Annotated in this window: 16 protein-coding genes and 2 pseudogenes; 10 read left to right on the top strand and 8 right to left on the bottom strand. The window is 61.3% G+C overall.

Annotated features, from left to right (window positions below; all coding sequences use genetic code 11):
* Window positions 1-463: 463 nt before the first annotated feature.
* The 4 genes and pseudogenes from CRI93_RS04885 to CRI93_RS15590 all read right to left on the bottom strand — a co-directional run.
* Window positions 464-4138: a T9SS type A sorting domain-containing protein gene (locus CRI93_RS04885; RefSeq protein WP_098061491.1), complete on the bottom strand. Its 3675-nt coding sequence runs from the start codon at window positions 4136-4138 to the stop codon at window positions 464-466.
* A 345-nt stretch (window positions 4139-4483) separates the two neighbouring features.
* A complete protein-coding gene (locus tag CRI93_RS04880; protein WP_098061490.1) occupies window positions 4484-4813 on the bottom strand; it encodes a DUF6916 family protein in 330 nt (109 codons plus the stop codon).
* A 37-nt stretch (window positions 4814-4850) separates the two neighbouring features.
* Complete coding sequence (locus CRI93_RS04875; RefSeq protein ID WP_245850320.1) at window positions 4851-5207, bottom strand: phage tail protein; 357 nt, start codon at window positions 5205-5207, stop codon at window positions 4851-4853.
* Between the two features lie 60 nt (window positions 5208-5267).
* Window positions 5268-5366 (bottom strand): annotated as a pseudogene (locus CRI93_RS15590) (phage tail protein); the annotation flags it as partial.
* A gap of 693 nt (window positions 5367-6059) precedes the next feature.
* Here CRI93_RS15590 and CRI93_RS04870 point away from each other — a divergent pair.
* Together CRI93_RS04870 and CRI93_RS04865 are read left to right on the top strand one after the other, a co-directional pair.
* On the top strand, window positions 6060-7112 hold the full coding sequence (locus CRI93_RS04870; protein ID WP_098061488.1) for a DUF6588 family protein: 1053 nt from the start codon (window positions 6060-6062) through the stop codon (window positions 7110-7112).
* 459 nt (window positions 7113-7571) lie between these two features.
* A complete protein-coding gene (locus tag CRI93_RS04865) occupies window positions 7572-11351 on the top strand; it encodes a multifunctional oxoglutarate decarboxylase/oxoglutarate dehydrogenase thiamine pyrophosphate-binding subunit/dihydrolipoyllysine-residue succinyltransferase subunit (protein ID WP_098061487.1) in 3780 nt (1259 codons plus the stop codon).
* 152 nt (window positions 11352-11503) lie between these two features.
* On the opposite strand, the gene mscL is transcribed toward CRI93_RS04865, so the two are convergent.
* From mscL to CRI93_RS15485, 4 genes are all read right to left on the bottom strand, one after another.
* A complete protein-coding gene (gene mscL / locus CRI93_RS04860) occupies window positions 11504-11968 on the bottom strand; it encodes a large-conductance mechanosensitive channel protein MscL (RefSeq protein WP_098061486.1) in 465 nt (154 codons plus the stop codon).
* Window positions 11969-12262: 294 nt separating this feature from the next.
* Window positions 12263-13204 (bottom strand): universal stress protein, encoded by a 942-nt coding sequence (locus CRI93_RS04855; RefSeq protein ID WP_098061573.1) that lies wholly within the window; start codon window positions 13202-13204, stop codon window positions 12263-12265.
* 59 nt (window positions 13205-13263) lie between these two features.
* On the bottom strand, window positions 13264-13917 hold the full coding sequence (locus tag CRI93_RS04850) for a response regulator transcription factor (RefSeq protein ID WP_098061485.1): 654 nt from the start codon (window positions 13915-13917) through the stop codon (window positions 13264-13266).
* A gap of 45 nt (window positions 13918-13962) precedes the next feature.
* A complete protein-coding gene (locus CRI93_RS15485; RefSeq protein ID WP_098061484.1) occupies window positions 13963-15936 on the bottom strand; it encodes a PAS domain S-box protein in 1974 nt (657 codons plus the stop codon).
* A 411-nt stretch (window positions 15937-16347) separates the two neighbouring features.
* Here CRI93_RS15485 and CRI93_RS04840 point away from each other — a divergent pair, with 411 nt between their 5' ends.
* The 8 genes and pseudogenes from CRI93_RS04840 to CRI93_RS04805 all read left to right on the top strand — a co-directional run bounded on the left by CRI93_RS04840 (window position 16348) and on the right by CRI93_RS04805 (window position 25559).
* Window positions 16348-17274: a universal stress protein gene (locus CRI93_RS04840; protein WP_098061483.1), complete on the top strand. Its 927-nt coding sequence runs from the start codon at window positions 16348-16350 to the stop codon at window positions 17272-17274.
* Between the two features lie 312 nt (window positions 17275-17586).
* Window positions 17587-19059 (top strand): annotated as a pseudogene (gene ccoN, locus CRI93_RS04835) (cytochrome-c oxidase, cbb3-type subunit I); the annotation flags it as partial.
* 228 nt (window positions 19060-19287) lie between these two features.
* A complete protein-coding gene (ccoO, locus tag CRI93_RS04830; protein WP_098061481.1) occupies window positions 19288-20028 on the top strand; it encodes a cytochrome-c oxidase, cbb3-type subunit II in 741 nt (246 codons plus the stop codon).
* A gap of 41 nt (window positions 20029-20069) precedes the next feature.
* A complete protein-coding gene (locus tag CRI93_RS04825) occupies window positions 20070-20255 on the top strand; it encodes a cbb3-type cytochrome c oxidase subunit 3 (protein ID WP_098061480.1) in 186 nt (61 codons plus the stop codon).
* On the top strand, window positions 20252-20899 hold the full coding sequence (locus CRI93_RS04820) for a cbb3-type cytochrome c oxidase N-terminal domain-containing protein (protein WP_098061479.1): 648 nt from the start codon (window positions 20252-20254) through the stop codon (window positions 20897-20899). The genes CRI93_RS04825 and CRI93_RS04820 overlap by 4 nt, the downstream gene beginning before the upstream one ends.
* 69 nt (window positions 20900-20968) lie before the next feature.
* A complete protein-coding gene (ccoG, locus tag CRI93_RS04815) occupies window positions 20969-22420 on the top strand; it encodes a cytochrome c oxidase accessory protein CcoG (protein WP_098061478.1) in 1452 nt (483 codons plus the stop codon).
* A gap of 59 nt (window positions 22421-22479) precedes the next feature.
* Window positions 22480-22950: a FixH family protein gene (locus tag CRI93_RS04810; RefSeq protein WP_098061477.1), complete on the top strand. Its 471-nt coding sequence runs from the start codon at window positions 22480-22482 to the stop codon at window positions 22948-22950.
* Window positions 22951-22958: 8 nt separating this feature from the next.
* Window positions 22959-25559, top strand: coding sequence for a heavy metal translocating P-type ATPase (locus CRI93_RS04805; RefSeq protein WP_098061476.1), 2601 nt, complete (start codon window positions 22959-22961; stop codon window positions 25557-25559).
* The last annotated feature ends 8 nt before the right edge of the window (window positions 25560-25567 follow it).

Here is a 25567-nt window from a genome sequence, read left to right as displayed (position 1 = left end):
GCTCCCCGCCGGTACATCCTGAGATGCTTCACCTCGTCCAGCACGACGAGGACGGAACGAAGCACCTCATGAGATCCGGCATGCCCCTCCACACTTTTGGTCGGTATCCATTTTTTTTGGTAGTGGGTAGACGTTAAGTGATGAAGCTATGGGACAGTGTGATTTGTCTTGTTCGAACCCCCTCTCTCCCTTTATCCCGCTGCGCCCCATGAGTCGTCCTGCGGACTCGTTTGGGGTTCTCCCCCTTTTTTAAGGGGGAGATGTCCACAGGATCACGCCTTTGGCGAAGTTCGGTAGACAGAGGGGGTTGAGCAGAATTCGATGATGTCGGCCATACGACAATCACTTAGCATTGAACCGCTGCCCATTTTTTTTCAATACACAGGCGGCACAGCAAAACGGCCTGCCTCGCTCTTGGCGGGGCAGGCCGTTTCGTTGTATGCCACTGTGGAGCGAGCATCCGTTACCGGACGATCGTGAGGCGCTTGGTTGCCACGGTGCCGTTCGCAAGCATCCGAACAAAGTAGGTGCCCGCTGCAAGTTCGTGGGTGGGCACTTGCATCTCATGGCGGCCCGCCTCCACGCGCTGGCTGGTGAGCGTCGTGACCCGCCGTCCTAACAGGTCGTACACCTGGAGCTCAACGTCGGTCGGTTCGGCCAGCGTGTAGCGCAGCGTGACGACATCGCGGGCGGGGTTCGGGAACGGCGTGCGCAGCGTGGCCGACTGGGGCGCAGGCACATCCATCACAAACGGCTCGCTGAAGCTCTCCGTGCCGTCGGTATCCGTCTGACGCAGGCGGTACGTGAGCTGTTCGACATCAAAGGGCACGTCTTGGTCGCGGAAGCGGTAGGTTTGAACCTCGTCGGTTGTACCCGCACCCTCCACGAACCCAAGCGGGGTCCACGCAGCGGTGCTATCGGCGCGGCGCTGCACCTCGAAGCCGGCGTTGTTGATTTCGGAGGCGGTTTCCCACTGCAACTCTATGCTTTGCTCGGCGGTGGTCCCTCCAAAGTTGGTCATTTCCACCGGAAGCGCGGTGGCACCGTTCGACAGAGGCAGACTGGCAAACGTCGTTTCGGGTTCGCCGTTCACCTCTGCAATCGCTGCGTCTCCGTTTATCGTGAGATCCGAGGGCTGGTCGAGGAAAAACTGCACGTCGCTGGCTGGAGCTCCGGCATCCACATCGATCGTCAGAATCAGGTACCGTGCTGAGGTCGGAATCGGATCGCTGAATCCGGTGAATGCAATCGTCTCTGGCGCGCTTGTGTTGTCGGTGGCAACCGTGGCGAGCTCGGTATCGCTTCCGGTGTTGAGCGTGGCATCTGCCGACCCGAAGAGCCGAACGGCCGAGATGCCTTCGATGCCAGGTGCATTGCTGGTGATGGTCAGCGCCTCAAGCGAGGCACCGGGGGCGTTGGCCGATAGCGCAACGATCCCCACCGCATTGTTGGCCGTGCCGGGCGCGACCGAGGCGTCGAAGTCCAGCCCATCGATCGAACCATCGGTGATTGTAAGCTCGCGGGCCTCGCCAGTCCCCTCCAGCGTCACGTCGTAGGGATTTTCGTCTGGATCGTTATTGGTCACGCTGAAGGATTCGGAGAAGGAGGTGGCGCTCGACGGTGTGAATGTGACGTCGAAGGTGAATGCTTCGCCGGGGGCCAGCGGCGGGGTGCTACCGCCGATCGCGGTCACATTGAACGCGCCCGGAATCGAGGACGGCGGGCTGATGTTGAGCGTGGCGTCGCCGTTGTTTTCGATAGTGAACGTTTCGGTCGAGGAGGCGCCCGCGGTGACTGTGCCAAAGTCGAACGTGCCGCCGTCGGCAAGGGCGGTGCGCGGCGACGTTTCGACGAAGACGTCGGCTTCTGGCGCCCCGGCAGCCGCCGTGATCTCAAACGTGTAGGGGTTCTCGTTGCTGTCGCTGTTGTCGATTGTGACGGTCGTGGTGTAGGTGCCGGGCGTGGCCGTCGTAAACTGCACCGCGAAGTCGGTCGATGCTCCGGCAGCGACGGTGGATGACGGCACCTGCGTGAGGGTGAAGTCCGTCGTATTGCTGAGGGCAGTGTTCGTTACGGCCAGGTCGGTAGACCCGTTGTTCTCGATGGTAAAGGTCTGCTCCGGAGAGCTGGCCACGCCGTCGACGGTGCCGAAGTCGAAGGTGCCCGAGCCGTTGGGCAGCGTATTCGTGCCATCGGTTACGGTGATAGCGGGGGCGCCAGACGTCGTGAAGGTGGCGTCGCTGCCAATCGCGTTGCCCTCGGTGTTGTTCGCCTCCACGCGGAAGCCGTACTCGGTATTCGGCGTCAGTCCCGAAATATTGGCGCTGACGTTGACCGGCGAGTCGCTCGTCACCGGACTCTGGTCAGCTGTGACGGTCGTCGTATTCGCCGAGTTGGCCGTTGGGAAGTAGGTGAACGTGACGGTGGCATCGGGGCCGCCGTCGGTGCTTGCGGTGCCGTTCAGCGTGGCTGCTGTTGTGGTTACACCGGATGCGGCATCGGTTGTCGCGGTGGGGGCCTCGTTCACATTCGTGATGGTGAGCGTGAGGCTTTCGCTGTCATCTGGGTCGACGCCAACGTTCGGGTCGTCCACTTCAACAGTGACGTCGTAGGTGGTCTTCGTCTCGAAGTCAGCGACCTCTGTAAACTCCAGGTCCGAGCCGTTGATCTGGAAGGACCCGGCATCGGTGCCACTGAGCGAGAGGGTGTTATTGCTGCCGGCTTCGTTGTCGTCGGTGATGGTGATCGTGGCGACCGAGGTTGGCGGACTGTTGTTTTCGGCCAGACTCGGCGTTGTGGTACTCAAGGCGAGCGCGGGCGGATCGTTGACAGCAGTGACCGTGAGGGTGAACACATCTGTAGCAGATAGTGACCCACCGTCGGTGACCTCCACGGTGATGGTGGCGGTGCCGTTTTCATTTGCCGCCGGGGTGACCTCAATGGTGCGATTAGAGCCGGAGCCGCCGAGGGTGATGTTGCCGTCGGGCACGAGCGTCTGATTGTCCGAAGACGCCGTCACGGTAAGCGTACTGGCTGCGTCGTCCACATCGCTCACGGTAAAGCTGAGAGGACCGAGCGTGGCGTCCTCTGCAACCGTCTGGTCGGAGAGCCCTGTGATGGTCGGGGCATCGTTAACACGGGTGATGGTTACGGTCGTCGGCCCACTGACATCCGTAAAGCCGCTGTCCTGATCATCCACCTGAACCGTAAGGTCCGTGTTGAAGGTGCCACTGCTGCTCGTATTGTCGCTGGGGCTAAAGCGCAGATTGTCGAGCGCTGTGTCAATCGTACTGGGATCGAACGATCCGTCCACACGGAAGACACCGCCGCCTTCGTTGGTCACAGTCGTACCATTGACGCCGTTGATGACGCCCGCGGAGGCATTGGCAAGAGTCACGCGCAGCGCGAGGTCATTTTCGCCGGGATCCGGATCGCTCACATCAATGCCGTCAAATAACGCGGTAGGCCCGGCATTGTCATTCAACGAGGTGGGGCTGATGGTGCCACTTGCGGTGGGAGGCGTGTTGGTGGGTGGTGCTGAGGTTTGGACCAGCGAAAACGCGTCAAGAAACGTATCGATGAATCCGCTACCGTCTGCCCGGGCAAAATTAGCCGTTAGAACAGCCTGGCTTGCACCAGTTGGGGCGGTAATTCCGCTCTGGGATCGCAGTTCCCAACTGCTACTGGTGGGGTATGAACTGTTGGCATCCGTATCCACAAGCGTGATAGGAGTGCCTACATCCGTGCCCGATCCATCCTGAAACTGCAGTTCAACGATTACGCCGTCTTGCGCAGCGTCGGCCTCATCAAACGTTGCAATGTAGACCTCAAAGTCGTACGTTGCGCCGCCCGCAATTGAATTCGTGATGGTTTGGGTTGCACTTCCCGTGCCTGCGTTTATTGTTGCGAAGTAGTCACTTCCCGTCTGTCCACTGGTTGGCGAATTCGGAAAGGTGCCCGAAAGGTTTTGGCAGTCCACATTGGTTGACGACCAGTCTGCAGGACCGGTTGCAGAACAGGCCCCATTGCTTACGAGATTCTGTGCAGCTACGGGCGTAGTGAGTCCGCTGAACAGAAAAAACAGGGCAGCTAAGCCGCCAACGAGTTTGGTGATCCGAGAGCGTAACAGATAAGGCATAATTAAATAGTCAAATCAGTAGAAAAGTGAAGCGATTGTTTATGCTACTTAGAACCTGTTTGGGTTTTGGTTTGATGGCGAAAGCGAGCGCCGATGGCGCGAAAAGGACACTACGATAGAGGTTCGTAGCCGGGGCTACGGGCCGAAACCGAGGGATCCTTTGCAGCCCAGCGGAGCCGCTTGCAGCCCAAAGTAAGAAATCAAAACAGGTTCTTAACCGGCATGCTGTTGGGGCATTCGATTTAGCAACGGTGTCCTGCCCACTCACGTGGGCTGCTCGTAAGAGAGCAGGACATACAGCGCTGCCAGTGCGTCTTTCACGTTCACGACACAGCCCGTTGAGGCCTATTCGCCTTTCGTGTCGCCACCGGGCGGCTTATCCTTCAGGTTTGCGACCGTAAGCTCGTAATGACGCTTCTGGGGATCGCCTCCAACAACGGGAACGAGAAAGAGCTCGCCGGGGCCTGCGTCGGGGTGCTCGACGCGGTGCAGGTCCTGGTCGAAGGCCTGATCGACAGGCCCTTCAAAGACCGCCGAGAACCCGTCGACCTGCTCATTGCTTTTGTCGTTGTAGTCGATCTGGGTGAGCTCCGCAGTCGTTTGTTCGTCAAGGTGCACCTTGAGGGTCATTCCTTCCTTCCCTTCAAAGTGTTCGCGCTTAGAGAGCGTAGACATAACTGAATCGTAGGTTAAGTGAGGCAGGGGGTGAGAATTAGCTACGTGGAGGATAGACGCCTACCAGTGCAATCACAAAATTGACAACCTGGTAGGGCTGCACATTCATATGAGCCTGACTGCCCCCAGCGTTGGTCGTAAAAACCTCGGCGCTCCCCATTTCGACGTCTGCGTCGGCCCGATATCCATCTATCTGGTTGCGTCCGGTGGTCTCAACAGCTGGAAAGTGGTTGGCAGGGCTGCTCTCATCGGCAACCTGGGACGACGCTCGCGGCTTGACCGTGGCGGTATGGTCGTGCGTCGGCATCTGAAGCTGGTTCAGCGTAACGTCCTCAACGCCGCCTTTCTCGCCCAGCCGACGAAGACTGAGGCCTGGCCCCTGCCCTTGGTGCATGGGAACGCGGCTACGCAGATCCGGCAGTCCAAACGTGGTTCGGCCATTGCCGCCGAACCTCGTACCGAGAAGAGAAAAGAGGGCTGTATTTTGAGAGACTGGGAGGATTTGTCCATCGCAGAGTGCCCAGCCTTGGGGTGCAAAGTTAAACCCAACCATCGAAATTTGACCGATATAAGGATCTACCATAGCAGTTGTATGTGTCTGTTCAAAAGAAGAAAAAGGATGCCATATGCAAATCAAATAACAGCGGCATCCGATGACCCCGGTCGCAAAGACCGATTTGCAGAAAGGGGAATAATGAAGTTTTACGGAACCCTGCCTTCAATAAGTCTCACGTAAGCATGAAAATCAAGGAGCATTCCCTTTCTGGCGTCAAGACGATGTCGTTGTAAGATTGCACAAGATTACAGACGCAATCAAAATGGAACGCATCAAACACGCACCGAAAAATACGCTGTACTGGGTCTCTCCCGACTCTCGTGTGTGCCTGATGCGCAATCAGTATACACCATGTGGCGCAGTCTTGCTTTCGTATATGTCTCAAATGTTTTCGTATATGTGCCAATCTGTGTGTCAACCGGTAATAGCGCCTTTCTAACTGCAGCAGAACGCTGGTTGCAGGAAGCACGCAGTTTCATGATGATGAATGCACAATGGGGCACGGTTAGGTCGTCTTCTCCCCTCGCATCCACAAAATGAAGTGGGTGGGTGCACGGATAGAACAGCGCGGCAGGAGGGCATCACAACGTTGGCCATTCGTTGCGGATGTAGGGACTATGTGTTAGGTTGGGTGCTGCTTATCCCCACCGTATCACATAATCCTCTAATTTTCCCTGCCCGTTTTCTATTATGCGTAGATGGATTGCCCCATTTTTTGTAGCCTGCTGGATCAGCGTGGCCGCACTCGTGCCCGCAGCACAGGCGCAGGACTACAGCGATCTCTCGGACCTGAGCGACCTGCGCCGTACGTTAGAGTTCATGGGTGAAGGCTATGCCAGCGGCTACGTACAGCCGCTTACCGATGCGTTCGGGGCGGATATGCACGGCGGCCTCTTTCGCACCGCCGATACCGATGACGGCTTTCTGCCGCTCTTCCCAATTAACATCTACGTAGGGATCAACGTGTCCGGGGTACCCACCGGCTCGCTCGACAAAACCTTTGTCCCACCCTCCCAAGAAACGCTCTCCGACGGCACGGAAATCACCTTCGATGGCGATCGCGCGCCCACCGTCTTTGGCGATACCGATACGCCCTCTCGCGATGAAGCCTCTTTTACCGTGACCGACCCCGACGATGGTAGTGAAGAGACGTACAATGTGCCGCCGGGCTTGCTCGACACGCCCATTGCGCCCTTGGTGATGCCCCAACTGGGCATTGGCACCGTGTTCGGTACCGATGCGCAGATCCGCTACTTTCCGAAGTCGAATCTGTCGGCGGGAGGCGGTAGCTATGGCGAGGTCAGCCTGTTTGGGCTGGCACTGCGCCACGACCTGAACCAGTGGATTCCGGTGCCGCTGCCGTTAAAGCTGGCCGTGCAGGGGTCGTACACCCAGTTTGCACTGGAGAACGACTTCGAAGTCGATAACCGTGTGGAGAGTCAGGAGGTGGTCAGCGCGTCGGGGTGGGCCGTAAACCTGCACGCCAGCCGCGGCATCCCGCTGCTCCCACTCACCGTCTACGGCGGCCTGCAGTACGAGCGCTTCGAGATGGACTATAGCTATACGTTCAACCCGCCCGGTACAGACGAACCCGTGGGCATCGACATCAGCCAGACGGCGGCCAACAAGACGCGGGCCCTGGCGGGACTCTCGTTTACCGTCGCTATCTTCCGCCTCAACGCCGACTACGCTATCGGCAGTGCCAACAACGTGCTCACAACGGCTGTGGGGCTGCGGCTGTAGCGTCTGAAAGGGGGATGTGCAGGCAAGTGCCGAGGTGAAAAACAGGCATTCCTACAAAGAGGCAGGGACACGGCGTGCCGTGTCCCTACGGTTTTTTGTCATCCTTTGTGGCGTGCACGAGAGCAGCGTTCTGCCCTTCTAAGAACTTGTTTGGGTTTTGGTTTGACGGCGAGAGCGAGAGACGCTGAGGCGAAAATTGGACCCCAATCGAGGTTCGTAGCCGGGGCTACGGGCCGACATTAGGGGCAATTTGCAGCCCAGCGGAGCCGCTCGGAGCCCAAAATAAGAAATCAAAACAGGTTCTTAATCCTTCCTCAGTAAAAAAGGAACGTCCTGCTTTCAACACCAGATGAACATGCGTGGGCGCACGGTGCGGCACGAACCCTTGGGGGGCCGCTATCGTAGGCCGTAGACAGCACTGCCGCCGCACAACCTTCACCACAAATCTACGGGCCGCCTGTGAGTTCTCTTGGTTTCAATACGGGCTACATTGAAGAAATATACAAGCAGTATCTGGACGATCCGCAGAGCGTGAGCGAGAGCTGGCGCGATTTTTTTGCGGACTATGAGCCGGATGCTTCGTTTGTGGCTGCATCAACGCCAGCCTCAGACGCGACGCCAGACACCGTTTCTGCCTCCTCTGATGCATCGGCGAAGACGCCTGAAAGCGATTCCGCCTCGGAAGCGGCATCCGACACGACATCTGTGCCTGCTCCCGACGCCGCTACGGTCGATGTGCCCAAGCAACCGGCGCGTCCGGCGGGCGATGGCGCTGTAGCGCCTGTCACTCCGGCCTCGGCCCCCAGCGTAGCCGACAACGTGGAGGTGCAGGCCATGCGCGGGGCCTCCGCCAAGATCGTGGAGAATATGGAGGACAGCCTGGGCGTGCCCACTGCCACCTCGGCGCGCACCATGCCGGTGAAGCTGCTCCTCGAAAACCGCAAGCTGCTGAACGACTACCAGCGGCGCGTGGGCGGCGAAAAGGTGTCGTTTACGCACATCATTGCGTACGCGCTGGTGCAGTCGATGAAGAAGTATCCCGACATGTACAGCACCTTCCAGCGCGACGAGGAAGGCACGCCACAGCACATTCAGCCGAACCAGATTAATCTGGGATTGGCCATCGACATTGAGCGCCGTGGAAAGCGCACGCTGCTCGTGCCCAACGTGAAAGATGCGGGCAGCATGACGTTTGCCGAGTTTCTGGGCACGTACAACGACCTCATCAACCGGGCTCGCAACGGCGACCTGCAGCTGTCCGATTTCCAGAACACGACTGCGACGCTCACCAATCCAGGTATGATTGGTACCTCGATGAGCGTGGCCCGCCTGATGCCGGGGCAGGGCGTGATCGTGGGCGCGGGGGCCATTGGCTACCCGCCCGAATATCGGGGCTACCCGAGCGAGGTGGTGAGCAAATCCGGTGTCTCGCCCGTTATGACGCTTACCTCCACGTACGACCACCGCGTCATCCAGGGGGCCACGAGCGGCAAGTTCCTGAACCATATTGAGCACCTGCTCGCGGGCGAGGACGATTTCTACCGCACGGTATTCGCCGATCTGGGCGTGCCGTACCAGCCGTTCGAGATGTCGGCCGATACCACGCCGCAACTGGGCGTGCGCGAGCCGGGCGACGACCTGGACATGACCGAGAAGCAGGCGGCGGTGCTCCAGTTGATCCGCGCCTACCGCGTGCGCGGTCACCTGCAAGCCGACGTCAACCCGCTCGGCTACGAGTGGCGCTACCACCCCGAGCTCGACCCCGCCACGTACGGCCTCACGGTGTGGGACCTCGACCGCGAGTTCATTACGGGCGGCCTGGGCGGCGAAGAGATGCTGCCGCTGCGCGAGATCCTGTCGATTCTGCGCGAAGCCTACACCCGCAAAATCGGCTCCGCGTTCATGCACCTGTCGGACCCCGACGAAAAGACGTGGCTGCAAGATCGCGTGGAGCCGATGCGCAACGCCGATCCGCTGTCGAACGAGGAGCGGCGGCACATCATGAAGAGGCTGAACGCAGCGGAAGCGTTTGAGCGCTTTCTGCACACGAAGTACATTGGCCACAAGCGGTTTTCGCTCGAAGGCAGCGAAACGATGATTCCAATCATCGACACGCTCCTGTCGGATGCGGCGGCCAACGGCATGGAGGAGGTCGTGATTGGCATGGCCCACCGTGGACGCCTGAACGTGCTGGCCAACATCATTGGCAAGCCGTACGAGCAGATTTTCTCCGAGTTTGAGGGCAACATCGACCCGAGTACGACCCAGGGCTCTGGGGACGTCAAATATCACCTCGGCGCCGAGGGCTCGTTCACCGGCTTTACCGACGACGATATCCGCGTGACCCTTGCCTCCAACCCGAGTCACCTCGAAGCGGTGAACCCGGTGGTGCAGGGCATGGTGCGCGCCAAGCAAGACCGCCTGCGCAACCACGACCCCGCTGCCGAAGACGATGCCCTCGACACGGCCTTCCCGCTGCTCATCCACGGCGACGCGGCGTTTGCTGGACAGGGCGTTGTGGCCGAAACGCTTAATCTGAGTCAGCTGCTCGGATACAAAACGGGCGGCACGGTGCACCTCGTCATCAACAACCAGATCGGGTTTACCACGGTGCCCGAGGATGCGCGCAGCTCGACGTATGCCACCGACATCGCTCGTGCCATCGAAGCGCCCATCTTCCACGTCAACGGCGACGACCCCGAAGCCTGCGTGCGCATTGCGCGGCTGGCGCTGGAGTACCGGCAGCGCTTCAACAAGGACGTGGTCATCGACATGATGTGCTACCGCGTGCATGGCCACAACGAAGGCGACGAGCCGACCTTCACGCAGCCGCTGCTCTACGAGAAGATCGAAGAGAAGCGCTCCCCGCGTAAGCTCTACACCGAGCAGCTCCTGCGCCGCGGCGAGGTCGAGCCCGACGAGGCCGAGCAGATGCTCGACGACTACCGTGGACGTCTGCAGGAGGCCTTCGAGCGGACCAAAGATCTCGAAGAGAAGGATGCGGAGAAGATCGTCGAAGATCGGGCCCAGCGCACCGCTGATGCGGAGCTGCCCGCCGTCGATACACCGGCCAACTACGACCACCTGGAGCGCGTGGTGGAGGCGCTAACTGACTTGCCCGAGGACTTCGACGTGCACCGCAAGCTGCGCCGTCAGTTTGGGAAGCGTCGTGACCTCTTCCACGACAAAGAGCGCATCGACTGGGCCTTTGCCGAATCGCTCGCGATGGGGTCGCTCCTGCAAGAGGGCACGCCCATCCGCATGAGCGGACAAGATACGCGCCGCGCCACGTTCAGTCAGCGGCACGCCGTGCTCATCGACCAGGAAGACGGCAGCGAATACACGCCGCTCAACAACCTGTCGGATGAGCAGGCCAAGCTACTGATTTACGACAGCCTACTCTCCGAATACGCGGCCTGCGGCTTTGAATATGGCTACTCGGTCGAAGAGCCCAGCGCGCTGGTCGTGTGGGAGGCGCAGTTTGGCGACTTCGCGAATGGGGCCCAGATCGTGTGGGATCAGTTTGTGTCCAGCGCCGAGCAGAAGTGGGGGCAGACCTCCAGCCTGGTGGCGCTTTTGCCACACGGCTACGAAGGCCAGGGTCCAGAGCACTCCTCCGCGCGCCTGGAGCGCTACCTGCAGATGTGCGCTGAGCAGAACATGATCGTGGCGAACTTCTCGACGCCCGCAAACTACTTCCACGCGCTGCGCCGTCAGGTGAAGCGCGACGCGAACAAGCCGCTCCTGATCATGACGCCGAAGAGCCTGTTACGGCATCCGCTCTGCGTCTCCACCCCGGATGACCTGACGAGCGGTGGCGTGCAAGAAGTGATTCCCGCCACCGCCGATCCCCTTGGTGTGAAGCGGCACGTCTTCTGCAGTGGCAAGGTCTACTACGACCTGGTACGCGCGCTGGAGGACCACGAGGACCTGCGCGATCAGATTGCGATTTCGCGGATCGAGCAGTTCTATCCGTTCCCGAAAGAAGATGTGCGCGAAGAGCTCAAGCGCTACCAGTCGGCGCAAGATGTGATCTGGCTGCAAGAGGAGCCTGCCAACATGGGCGCGTGGTCGTTCCTGCAGCCGCGCCTCAACGCGCTGTTGGAGGCCCTGCACGGGACCTGCGAAGAGCGCGCACAGTACATCGGGCGCCCCGCCAGCGCAAGCCCGGCCACCGGCTCTGCGAAGGTGCACAAGCGCGAGCAAGAAAACTTCATTGCTGACGTGCTCGACGTGTAAGCATGCGTCGACACATTGGGCAAAACGAACACGCCGAGTCGTGCCTGCGGGCAGGGCTCGGCGTTTTTTTGCTGATAGGGGAACCAATGTCGTCTGAGCGGCGGCGATTCCGTATGACCTACGGCCTATCCGCTGCTCATGCACGATGCGGGCTACGCCGTGGGGGCGGCCCCGAGGTCAGAGGTGCAGTTTGGGCAGCGCGTAGCTTTGACCGAGATGTCTGACACGCAATGCGGGCACTTCTTCATGGTGGGCGGCGGGGCCGGACCAGTGTCGGGCTCCTGCAGCTTGTTGATGTACCGGATCAGCAGGAAAATGGCAAAGGCGACAATCGTAAAGCTAATCACTGTGTTGATGAACAGCCCGTAGTTGATTGTCACCGCCCCGGCTTCTTGCGCTGCCTGCAGCGTGGCGTAGGGCGCTTCGGTGGTGCCCTCCTTCAGCACAACGAAGAGGTTCGTGAAGTCCACATTGCCGGTGAGCAGGCCCAGCGGTGGGGTAATGACATCTTTGACAAGAGACTGCACGATGGTGCCAAAGGCGGCCCCGATAATGATGCCGACAGCCATATCAATGACATTGCCGCGCATCGCAAATTTTTTGAACTCATCAAGCATGGATTCAGGGGTTGTGGGGAGAATGCGTAGTCCATGAAAGGCATTGCATCCCTGGAAAACAACCCGACTGCTCAATGAAGCGGTGCGAACGGTTGAGCACCGCGCCGTCAAACGGTAGCGGTTCAACGCTAAGTGATGGCCCAAATATACCAGTAGCCGGAGACCGGGAGCGCCCCGCCCGGCGCGGACGACGGGAGCGAACGGGGGACCGTTCGCCCCAGGAAAGATTATTATTGGGAGAGCGATCACTTAACGTCTATCCACGACCTGTCAAACCAAAACCCAAACAGGTTCTTAGGCCTCGATCTCGAACGCGGACTCATTATCCACAATGGGGGTGCCAAAGCTCTTTACGATAAAGACCGGGCAGGGCGTGCGGCGCACTACCTTTTCGGCGACGCTGCCAATCAGGAAGCGTTTCAGGCCCGTGCGTCCATGCGTGCCCATCAAAATGAGGCCGCAGTCGAGCTCCGACGCCTGGTCTACGATGTCCTGGGCCGCATATCCGGGCATGACGTGGGTTTCCACCGCACAGCCGCTATCGCGAAGCTTAGCTGCGTAGGTCTGCAGGGATTTGCGAGCCCGTTTCAGCACATCGGGGAGCACCGGCGTAATCGGGTCGATGCCGTACACGGTTGGGTACGCTACGTCTTCGACGACGTGCAGCAGGTAGATGTGGGCATCGTAGAGCAGGGCCAGGCCCTGTGCATGGGCGATGACATCGGGAGTGTGCTCCGACAAGTCGACGGGCACAAGAATGCGGTCGATGGGCTGTGCTTCGGGCAGTTCGGGGGCATCGGCATCAGCGGCCTGGCAGAGCACGGTGAAGACCGGGCAGGCGGAGCGGCGCACGACCTCTTCGGCCACGCTGCCGCTTAACAGGCGCTCGGCTCCACGGCGTCCGTGCGTGCCCATCACGACCACGTCAATGCTGCTTTCCTCTACGCGTTGCACGATAGCATCGGCAGGCGAGCGGTCGTTAATCTGGTGATACACGACCGGTACCGGCGTATCCTGCTCGTCGTCGGGGCCCGGCGCATAGTAGAGGCTGGAGCCATCCTCAGCTTCCTCAAGCGGCAGGTACTCCATTGGGCGATCGTCAGAGCCTTCGCCCACTACGGTAAGCACATGCACGGTGGCTCCGGTGTGCTTGGCCATGTGGATGGCATGCTCGAAGGCCTCCTCGGCACAGGGCGAAAAGTCGGTCGGAAAGAGAATGTGATCAACGGTAAGCATGGGCGTGCGGGGATCGGTGAAAAAAACGGGATCGGGGGGAGGCGCGAGGCGAGCTGCCGTCATCCGGCTTCGCTCTCGACCCACTGCACAGCGCGTTGCATCAACTCGGTGGCCGATTCCAGGTTCAGCTTGTTCTTGATGCGGGCGCGGTACGACTCGATTGTTTTGACGGAGAGGTGCAGGCGCTCGGCAATTTCGCGGGTGCTTACGCCGTTGCCGGTAAGCTCAAACACTTCGAGCTCGCGATCGGACAAGATTTCGAGGGGCGACTGCATGAGGCGTTCGCGTCCGCCTTCGGCCATGCTCAAGAGCAGGCGCTCGTTAATCTCCTGGCTTACGTAGATGCCTCCGCCCAGCACCTGGCGGGCCGCCTGCACAATGACGTCGGCGGCTTCGAGCTTCATGACGTAGCCCCGCGCCCCGGCCCGAATGGCGCGCTCGGCATAGAGCACCTCGTCGTGGCGCGACACCACCAGCGTTTTGATGGATTCGTAGCGCGCCTGCATGTGCTTCAGCAGCTCCATGCCGCTCATGCCGGGGAGCGAAATATCCACGATCGCAAGGTCGGGGGCAAGCGCCTCCATCTGCTCAAGTGCATCCTCGGCGCTGGGCATCTGTCCGACCACATCGAGGTCGGGTTCGCTGTTCAGCGAGAGCGCGAGCCCTTTGCGCATCAGCGGATGGTCGTCTACAATGATAATTGAGTGCGTCATGAGAGCAAAACAGGGTCTGGGAGAGCGTGGATGCGGAAGGCGCGGTTAGATGGGGCACCCGGACGGGGGAGACGCGGGGCCGACGGGAGTGCTTTTGGGGGGCGCGGTGCGTTCGGTGTCGGCGGTGCGGGGCAGCGTGCACGTAACGGTGGTACCTTTGCCAACGGTGCTGCTCACGTCGAACGAGCCGCCGATAATGCGGGCGCGGTACTGCATAATACGGAGGCCCATGCCGCCGTTCTGGGCGCGATCCTGGTCGAATCCGGTGCCATTATCATGCACACGCAGCCGCACCTGCTGGGGCCCACCCGCCAGGATAATGCGGATGCGTGCGGCCTCGCCATGGCGCACCGCGTTGCTCACCGCCTCTTGCGTGATGCGATACAGATGCGTAGCTGCCTGGCTGTTGTGCACGAGCGTGGTGCCGGTTTCCTCGAAGACGCAGTCGACATCGAAAAGGCGCTGCGCGTTATCCGAAAGGCGACGGAGGGCCTCCGACAGCCCGCTGGCCTCCAGGTCAATGGGCGTAAGGCCACGAGCCAGGTCACGGGCATACCGATCGGCATCGCGAATCAGATCGGTAATCTCGGCAGCGTCCTCGGCCATGGGATGGTCCTCGCGCTGGAGGCGGTCGGCCAGGTTCTTGTGCAGCAAGCCCGTGCCGGTAAGCATCTGCCCGAGGCCGTCGTGCAGGTCTTGGCCAATGCGGCGGCGCTCCTGCTCGCTAATGCTCAAGATCTCCTGCTCCAGCCGGCGGCGCTCCGAGATATCGCGCACGATGCCGGTAAACGTAATCCGGTCGTGGCGTTGGACCTCGCTCACCGCCAGGTCCATCGGAAAGGTCGAGCCGTCTTTGCGCCGACCCGTGACCTCGCGCCCGATGCCAATGATGCGCTGCTCGCCGGTTTCGTGGTAGCGGTGGAGGTAGTTGTCGTGCTCCTCGCGATAGGGTTCAGGCATAAGGATGCGGACGTTTTTGCCCATGACCTCGTGGGCATCGTATCCAAAAATGTCCTCGGCGGCCTCGTTGAACGACTCGATCCCCCCATCGGCGTCGATCGTGATGATGCCGTCGACGGTGGTTTCGAGGATGGCGCGGGCGTTGGCCTCGCTCACCTGCAATGCGCGCTTGGTACGGGCCTGGTCCACCGCGCCAGCCAGCACGTTAGCAATGGACTGCAGGAAGAAAACAGCCTGGTCGTCGTACGAGCGCGGGGTGCGGGCATGCGCCCCAAGCACGCCGAACGGCTCGGGCGAGCTGGCAATGGCAACGCTGATGCCACTTTGCATCCCGTGCTCGGTCAACAGGGACGGAAACACAAAGCCGGATGTATCCTCTGGGTGCGACACGACTACGGGGCTGTCGGTGGCCAGTGTGTATCCGGCCTGCGAAAGCGTGCCATTGCAGCGTTCAGGGATGCACACCGTACCCAGGTAGCCGCCCGTCCACCCCGCGCCAGCGCGAAGCGAAAACGCATGGCGTGTGGGCTCATGCTCCAGAATCTTGCAGGCGTCGACGCCGAGCAAGGGCGGCACCACATGAGCCACGTAAGCCATAAGCACATCCAGATTGGTTTCGGACAGCGCCCGTCGGCTCACGTCGGCCACCACCGCCTGTGCCCGTGTTGCGGTGCTTACGTCCGAGGACAGCGTGCGGTGCACCGGGGCGGCATGGTACTGCTCCACTGCATTCAATCGGACATCGAGGCGGCTGCGATCGCCCATGGTTACGATGCAGTCGTCCACACCGGCGCTAAAGAGGGCGTGGATGCGCTTGCGTGAGGCCCCGGGCGCCACTGCCAGCACCAGCGTGGTGCATCCGGCGGTGCGCATGTCCTCGATCCAGGCCGTAGCTGGGGCTCCCGGAGTGCAGAGGACCACCAGGTCAGCGGATTCGGCATCAGACCGCGTAAGGGTATGTACGCTGGGCATCAGGGTGGTGGCATACTGGCGGCGCTCCAGCGCATCGGCCAGCGCACGGCGTGAAGGCGAGTCTGGACCAACCAGGAGGGTCTTCATAAGGCAGAAGCAAACAACATCAAGATGGAGGCGAGGCTCATGTGCCGACCATGCGCCATCGTGCACTTACCGGGGCCCCGTAGGGATTTTGTTTACAGGGGAGCAGGTACAGATGCTTAATACGAGGCGCCCCAGTACGGCAATCAAGAAACGAAACGTGCGCCCTATGTGCTGTCGCGTAGAGACCGACATGCACGTACGACCAGCCCCGATCCCGCTGTGGGGGGGCTCCTGACATGGGGCTTCACAGTTTCCCCACACGTCAGGTGCAAGACCTGCTGACAGCAATGAAGCGGGCTGATATCGTAATTAAAGACTACCGTGCATGGTTAGGTACGGCAGGGCGCTGTTAGACAGCGCCGCGGGCGATGCCCGCTGGTTTCGTTGCTCGTTGGTTATTCCTGATCGGCTATGTGGTCTCCTCGTTCCATTTTGTGCCCGCTTCCGTCAGTTCAGGCAGTGCCTGCTGCGCTGCATCCGATTGTGCGGTGGGCGCAGCGCCTGGACATCCCCCTGCATGTTACGCCGTGGCCACAGGCTGAACCTGCAGACCGTTTGATTCCGAACGAAGCGGCACCAGAGGCCCTGCTGCAGGAACAGGTGCAGGCGGTGCTTCCCGAGGCGGCGCTCGACCTACGTACGCAGGCGTGGTCACAGAGCAGGTTGACCATTGCAGAGTGGCAGGCCTACGTTGCGCATCACGACATTGATCTGGTTGTGCTTACACCGCCCACCGGCGGCGCGCCGAGTCCGCTTCTGTCGGTGCCGGGGGCCGAATCAATGATCGCAGGTGTTGCGTCTGCTGTGCTTACGCTGCCCCGGCGGACGGCGAGCGAGTCGTTTACCCATGTGCTGGCCCCGACCGATTTAAGCGAGGAGGCGGTGCCTACGCTGCACCATGCCGAAGCAATGGCCTGCTTCACCAAGGCGCGCCTCGATGTGCTGCACGTGCTCACGCGTCGCCAGTACGTGGCTTTAACACCTGCCGACATGCTGGCTCTTGACGATGCCGCCGCTACGCCGCGCGTGGCAGCACGCCGCCTACGTACGTGGTATCATCGCTATACGCACCCGATGTACAACGCAGAGGAGGCGACCGAACTGCATGTTAAACAGGGCGATCCGGTGGGTACCATTACCCGCGTAGCCCGCTCATACCCAGTCCCCTTGATTGTGCTGGCGGCCACCCACCATCCAACGCGGAGCAATACGTTGAGCACGCTTACTGAAAACGTGCTGCGCCGCACAACGTGTGCCATGCTTCTTACGCGTCCTCGTGATCACAGCCTTGTAGAGACCGTGCCGCACGAGGCGGCTGCGCAGAACATACCGTCGTAACGGAATCTTGCTACACGTTTGTCGCACAGCGCCGGGAGATGCCGAGGTCAGCCTCCATGCTACAAAGTAAAGCCAGCGCGCTTGACAGTCTACCCTCTATGTTCGAAATTGGGAAATACAAGTTACCGACTCTGTATATGCATATAGCGCCACAGCGAGAGCACCTGGCCCGTCGGGAGATCCCCCACACGGCCATGTGCAGATGCATTACACCGGGCGCATCGGCTCGTCTGTCATTAAGTGCGACAGCGCCCATGCACCTTGTACCGACGCTCATCCGCCGCTCGATCATCAGCCTGTTCGGTTTGTCTTATGCCTTCTTCTTCCACCACCCAGGCCCCCCGGGTCCACCAAGACGATGTGGAGGTCTTCTCGTATGACGAGCAGATCACGCGGCTGTTTGTGCTGGCCACGGTTATATGGGGACTCGTTGGGATGCTGGTGGGGCTGCTCTTGGCCTTGCAGCTTCCGTTTCCCGAAGCCAATTTGGGCGAATATCTGTCGTTTGGGCGCTTGCGTCCGCTGCATACCAATGCGGTGATCTTTGCCTTTGCAGGCAATGCCATTTTCGCTGCGGTGTACTACTCCACGCAGCGTCTCTGTAAAACGCGCATGTACAGCGACTGGATGAGCCGCTTTCATTTCTGGGGATGGCAAGGCATCATCGTATCCGCTGCAATTACGCTTCCGCTGGGATACACGACCAGCAAGGAGTACGCGGAGCTGGAGTGGCCCATTAGCATTGCCATTGCAGTGGTGTGGATCGTCTTCGCCATCAACTTCTTCGCGACGCTCAAGAACCGGCGCGTAAAGCACATGTACGTGGCGCTCTGGTTCTACATCGCCACCATCGTCACCATTGCGGTGCTGCATGTGGGCAACAACCTGGCGATTCCGGTGGGTGCGTTTGAGAGTTATCCCGTCTATGCGGGCGTGCAAGACGCGCTGGTGCAGTGGTGGTATGGGCACAACGCGGTGGCCTTCTTCCTGACGACGCCGTTCCTGGGGCTGATGTACTATTTCTTGCCCAAGGCGGCTGAGCGTCCGGTCTTTTCGTATCGACTTTCCATTGTGCACTTCTGGAGCCTGGTGTTCATCTACATCTGGGCCGGGCCGCACCACCTCATCTACACCGCCGTGCCCGAATGGGCCGCTACGGTCGGTATGGTCTTTAGCGTAATGCTGTGGATGCCCAGCTGGGGCGGTATGATCAACGGGCTGTTTACGCTGCGCGGGGCCTGGCATAAGCTGCGCGACAGCGTGGTGCTGAAGATGTTCGTGGTGGGTATCACCTTCTATGGCATGTCGACCTTCGAGGGGCCCATGCTCTCGGTGAAAAGCGTAAATGCCCTTACGCACTATACGGACTGGACGATCGGGCATGTGCACTCGGGGGCGCTTGGGTGGAACGGCTTTATGACCTTTGGCATGATCTACTGGCTTTTGCCGCGCCTGTGGCGCACGCCGCTCTGGAGCGATAAGCTCGCCAACGCGCACTTCTGGGTGGGCACACTCGGCATCCTGGTCTATGTCATCGCGATGTACGTATCCGGCATTACGCAGGGTCTGATGTGGCGCGCCTTCGACGATGCCGGGCGCCTCATGTATCCCGACTTCATGGAAACCGTGGTGCAGGTCATCCCCATGTACTGGGCGCGCTTCATTGGCGGCAGCCTTTATCTGGCGGGCATGGTGATGCTTGTGGTCAACGTTATGATGACCATTCGCAATGCGCCTGATACGCTCCCCGACGCCGCCCAGATCGCTGCCCGTAAGCCGGTTACGGCCGGTATGAGCGGCGACGGCGCGCCAGGGACTGAAGGTGACGGCGCTGCTGCTCCGGCCTCCCAAACGTCGGCTGCCGAGGCCAGTGACCAGGGCGATGCCGACGATGACGAGGACGACGCCCCGCGCCCGGGCACGAAGCGTGTGCAACTGCCCACGCCCGGCGACGACTAACTGGCCCTACGACCCTGCCCTGCTTCCTCCCCCTGACGTTTCCCTGGTTGTTTTATGAGCCGCTTCATTGATAAAGACGGGATGCACCGCTCGCTCGAAGGGTGGCCACTCGTGTTCACTGTGCTAACGACCATCGCGATCCTGGTGGGTGGGCTCGTGGAGATTGTGCCGCTCATGCTGGCCGATGACGCCGCCGAGCGCATTGAAACCGTGGAGCCGTTTACGCCCCTTGAGCTGGCCGGACGCGACATCTACATCTCGGAAGGATGCGTGGGCTGCCACTCGCAGGCCGTGCGTCCCTTCCGACATGAACTGGAGCGCTATGGCGAGTACCAGCGTGCTGGTGAAACGGTCTACGAGCGCCCGTTCCTGTGGGGCTCGAAGCGCACCGGCCCCGACTTGGCCCGTGTAGGGGGCAAATACCCGCACCTGTGGCACGTGCGCCACATGGAAGACCCGCGCTCGACCAGTCCCGGCTCGATCATGCCGCCCTACCCGTGGATGCTCGAAAAAGACGCCGACCTCGACGTGCTGCCGCGCAAGCTGCGCGCGCTCCGAGCCCTGGGCACGCCCTACTCCGACGAAGAGATTGCCCAAGCCACCGAGCTGGCTGAAGAGCAGGCCGCCGAGATCGCAAGCGAAATTGAGCAGCAGGGCGGTCCGGCAGATCTTGAGTCGAAGCAGATCGTAGCGCTCGTGGCCTACCTGCAACGCCTGGGTACCGACATCGACGCCGCCCCCGATGTCGAGAACGAGCTAAGCGATGCCTCGTCGAACGCGTCGGGCTCCAACTGATCTGTGACCTTCGCATCCTGTGTTCCTGACCCCCTGCCGCCATGTGGAAAGACGCCCTGCGCACCCTTGAAACCGGCCCCCTTGCCGAAATTGGTCTGGTGGCTTTCGTGTTCGCCTTTTGCATGATTGTGCTGTACGCCTTCTGGATGCCAAAGGAGTTTCGTGAACACGCCAAGCACATACCGCTCGACGATGCCCCGCCTCACCAAAACGGATCCTCCTCATGAGTCGCACTGACCCCTCCAGTACAGATTCCTCCAACACCGGCGCCGACGACGGCTCGGTGCTCTACGGCGGTACCTCCGATGAACTCATTCAGGGCCATCACTACGATGGCATCCAGGAATACGATAACCCGATGCCCGGCTGGTGGATCTGGATGCTGTGGGCGACCGTCGCGTTTTCGGTCGTATACGTTGTAGGCATCACCTATTTCGACTGGATCAACACCTACGAAGACGACCTGGCCGCAGGCATAGAGGAGATCCAGATGATCCGCGAGGCATACGCCGAGGAGCAAGGCGGCTCGTTTGAGGTGACCGAAGCATCGATCTCTGAATACGTGGGCGTAGATGAGCACATCACAGCAGGCGAGGAAAACTACCAGCGCCTGTGTGCCTCGTGTCATGGTGAGCAGGGACAGGGCATTATCGGCCCAAACCTGACTGATGAGTACTACCTGCACGGCGGCAGCAACGTGGATCTCTTCAACGTGCTCACCGACGGCGTCGCCTCCGCGGGCATGCCGGCATGGGAAGGCACGCTCTCGCCCGAAGAGCGCGCGCAGGTGGTCGCGTTTATCCGCTCTATTGAAGGCACTGACCCGCCCGATGCTAAGGCGCCGGAAGGCGACCCCTACGAAGGTGGATGACACGCAGCCTTCGGTTCCCATTGGTTTCAGCGCGTGTATTCGCCGCGCTATGCAGTACCCCCTAAGATCATGGCCCGTAACGATCAATTTATTGATGCCGAGGACGTAGGTATTCTCGACTCGCCCGAAGCGGTGCTCTCTACAATGGACGAAGAGGGCGACCGCCGCTGGCTGTACCCTACGCCCAGCAAGGGCTTTTACTACTGGTGGCGCCTGGCCATTGGCTGGGCACTCATTGCGTTCTTTGTAAGCTTGCCGTGGATCCAAATCAACGGCAAGCCTGCCGTGCTTCTGGATCTGATGGAGCGTGAGTTCACGCTCTTTGGCACCACCTTCTACCCGACTGATACGCTGCTCTTGCTTGGCTTCTTGCTGGGCACGCTCGTAAGCATCATTCTTATCTCTGCAGTGCTGGGGCGCATCTGGTGCGGGTGGGGGTGTCCGCAGACCGTCTACCTGGAGTTCGTGTATCGGCCTATCGAGCGGTGGATTGAGGGCAGCGAACATGTGCGCAAGCGCCGCGACGAAGGCCCGCTCACATACGACAAGGCCTGGCGCAAGACCGCGAAGTGGGGCGTCTATGCTGTCATCTCATTGGTGCTGGCCCACACGTTCGTGTCCTACTTCGTCGGGTGGGAGCGCCTGTTGACCTGGATGCAGAGCGACCCGCGTGAGAACTGGGGCTACTTCCTCATGATGGCGGGCACAACCGGGCTCATCTTGTACGACTTCGGGTTCTTCCGCGAGCAGATGTGCACCATTGCGTGCCCGTATGCGCGCTTCCAGTCGGTTTTGCTTGATCCGGATTCGCTCATCGTGTCGTACGATGAAGACCGGGGCGAGCCACGCGGACGTGGCAAAGACCGCTCGGAGCTTGGCGACTGCATCGATTGTGGGGCGTGTGTGCGCACCTGCCCGACCGGCATTGACATCCGCGACGGATTGCAGATGGAATGTGTGGCCTGCACGCAGTGCATCGACGCCTGCGATGACATTATGGATAAGATGGGCTGGGAGCCGGGGCTCATCAAGTACACCTCCGAGAAAGCCCTCAACGACGAACCGACCAAGATTGCACGTCCCCGCACGCTGCTTTACAGCGGTGTGTTGCTGGCACTCACGGTGTTCTTCGTGGGCTTGCTGTGGACTCGACCGGCTTACGACATCAATGTGACGCGGGCCGGAGGTCAGCCTTTTATGGAGTTGCCTGATGACCGTATTGCCAACCGTGTGCGGGTGCGGGTGCGCAACCAGACCGCCACCGAAGCCCGCTTCAGCATTGGGGCCACGGGCATCCCCGACGTGCAAGTCAACCCGGTAGGCACCGGCGAGACGGTGCTGGCACCCCAAGAAATGAAGCGCACCGAAGCCTGGATCATCGTCCCGCCCGACGCGCTCCGCGACGAACGTGAGATCACCATTGTGCTCCAGTTCGATGATGGAACGGAAAAACGCATTCCATTTCCGCTTTTGAGCCCAAGTAATCAAGCGGCTCCTGCGGAGTCGGCCCCTGCCCCATAAGGCACGTGCGTCTCTGCCTCCCTTGTGCGTCCTTTTGCTGTACTTACCTGGTGTCCCCCATGCAACGCTTTACGCTGCCCCCGCACATCGCCTGGCCTGCTTTCATCATTTTCATTCTGGGCATTGGCGTAAGCTCCGCCTCCTACACGTTTTACCAGGCCAACAAAGACGGCGGGGTGGCCCGCGTGGCCAGCGAAACCACGGCGCAATGGGAGGCCCGATCGGCCGCCCGCCACACAACCGACGACTGGGAGAGCAACGTGCGCTGGAGCGCCGATACGCCGCCGCGCCTCCACCTCACCCTTCACAACGCTCGCAACGAGCCTGTGTCCATCAACGAAGGCACGCTCACGCTGCGGCAGCCGCACCACGAAGACCCGTTCTTCGAGGCCCCGCTCACCGAAGCAGACTCGGGCACCTACGAACAGGTCGTGCCTACACTCAACGACGGGCTGTGGGATGCGACCGTCCGTGGCACGGTGGCAGGGACGCGCATTGAGCATACGCTACGCTTCGAACGCGGCCAATAAGTGCGGATATGACGGCTCCGACCTCTCCTGCATCAGTTCCAGATACACAGGCCGCACCCCCGGCGCCTGATACCGCCTGTGCGCATTGCGGACTGCCTGTGGGCACAGCGCCGGTGTACGACCCCGAAGCGGCCCCCGATGCGCCTGCCTTCTGCTGCACCGGCTGCCAGGCGGTGTATCATACCCTGCACAGCGCCGGCATGGACGACACCTACTATCGCCTCGCAGGCATCGGTCAAGAGCGCAAGCCGCAGCCCGCCCAGCAACCCGCCGACGACCTCGTCTACGCCGAGTTGGGCACCGATGACTTCCTGGAAGAGCACGCGCCCGTCCGCGATGACGGCACACGCCGCCTCACGCTCTTTGTGGATGGCGTGCACTGCGCCGCCTGCGTGTGGCTCGTAGAGCGCCTGACCGAAGCGTTCGAGGGCATTACCGATGCCCGCCTCGACCTGCCCCGGGCCCGCCTGCATCTTGCGTGGCGCGATGGCACCGTGGCCCTGCCCGATGTGGCCGACTGGCTTGCGCAGTTCGGGTACCGCGTGCATCCGCTGCGGGGCGATCAGCAGAACGACCGCACCAGCGAGGAGCGGCGCCTGCTGCTCAAAGTAGGCATCTGCTGGGCGCTCGCAGGCAATGTGATGCTCCTGGCCTTTGCCCTCTACGCCGGACTCGACGCGGTCGACTCCACGATGAACACCGCGGCCCACTGGGTGAGCATGGCGCTGGCCGTGCCCTCGGTGCTGTACGGCGGTAGCGAGTTCGTGCGGCGCGCGTGGTCGAGCATCCGGTGGGCGTGGCAGCAAGGCACCGCCCACCACCTGCATATGGACGTGCCCATCGCGCTCGGCATCTGGGTCGGCTTTCTGGATAGCGTGTGGGGCACCGTGAGCGGACGCGGCGAGGTGTGGTTCGACTCCATTACCGTGCTCATTGCCGCCGTGCTCACCGCCCGATGGCTCCAGCTGCGCAGCCGCCGCCTCGCGGGCGATGCCAGCGACCGCCTGCTTTCGCTCCTGCCCACCATGGCACATCAGGTGCGCGATGACGGCACAGTCGAAGCCGTACGCGTGGATACGCTCGACCCCGGCGACCACGTGCGCGTGCGACCCGGCGATGCCTTTCCCGTCGATGGCGTGGTGGTGGAGGGGCGCTCCTCCGTCAACAACGCCGTGCTCACCGGCGAGCACGAACCGACCCCCGTATCCCCCGGCAACGAGGTGACGGGCGGCGCGACCAACCTGAGCACGCCGCTCACCGTGCGCGTAACCGCCACGGGCGAGGCATCGTCCATGGGGCAACTCCTGGCGTGGGTGCGCGAGGAGGCCCCGACCACCGCTCGCGTAGCTCACATCGCCGACCGCCTCACGGGCTACTTTGTGGCCGGCGTGGCTACGCTGGCGGTCATTACGGCTGCGCTCTGGCTGATGTGGGCGCCGGAAGAGGCCTCGCGTCACGTCGTAGCACTGCTGGTCATCACCTGCCCGTGCGCGCTCGGCATGGCCACACCCCTCGCGCTCGCCGTAGCCACCGGACAGGCCGCCCAGCGCGGCATCTTCATCAAGAGCGAGCACACGCTGGAGCAGTGCACCACGGTCGATACCATCGTGCTCGACAAAACGGGTACGCTCACCGAAGGCACCATGTCTTTGTTGGATACGGAAGGCGATGCCGGGGCCGTTCGGTTGGCAGCAATCTTGGAGGCCGAAAGCACGCATCCAATAGCGCAGGCCCTCTCCGCAGCATACTCGGCTGCGCACCGCCCAAATCTCGCAACGACGGAGGTCCACGAAACCGCCGGGCGCGGCATTACCGGGTGCGTGGGGCCGCACCGCGTCACCGTAGGGCGTCCCGACTGGATACAGAGCACTGCCACCTGCTCCGACAGGCTCCGCGATGCCGTCCACCGCGCGGCCACCGAGGGGCATACGCCGGTCGCCGTAGCCGTAGATGGCACAGTGCGAGCGGTGTGCACCTTGGGCGATCGTCTGCGCCCCGAAGTGCCCGCGCTCGTGCAGTCCTGGCGCGATGCCGGACACCGCGTGCTCATCCTCTCGGGCGATCATCCGAGCGTGGTGCAGCACGTGGCCGACCGACTCAACCTGCCCGAAGACGATGCCCGCGGCCACGTGTCGCCTGCTGACAAGCGCGCTGCGGTTGAATCGCTTCGCAATGAAGGCCATACCGTAGCCATGGTGGGCGACGGCGTAAACGACGCGGGCGCGCTGCAACAGGCCGACATCGGCATCGCAGTGGATGGCGGCGCTACGCCCAGCCTGGTGGCCGCCGATGTGTTTCTGACGCAGCAGGGCCTGGCCCCGCTGGATGCGCTGTTTGCCGGATCTGCCCACGTGATGCGCGTCATAAAGGGCACGCTGCTGTTTTCGCTGGCGTACAACCTGGCGGGCGGTGCGATTGCCATGGCAGGCTGGGTGGGTCCGCTCGTGGCGGCGGTAGCCATGCCGGTAAGCTCGCTTGTAGTCGTGACGGCGGCTATCCTGCAGCGAAGCTTTCCATCAGACGATCAGTTAGAGACGCGGCGTCCCGACAACGCGCCCCCGTCGCCTGATGCAGGGGCGGCCTGCCCGCGTCCTGCACAGGTGCGCTAACCGCATTA

This window comes from Longimonas halophila (genome assembly GCF_002554705.1).
Classification (GTDB): domain Bacteria; phylum Bacteroidota; class Rhodothermia; order Rhodothermales; family Salinibacteraceae; genus Longimonas; species Longimonas halophila.
The sequence above is the reverse complement of the archived record's forward strand: the minus strand, read 5'-3'. Positions and strand labels throughout refer to the sequence as shown.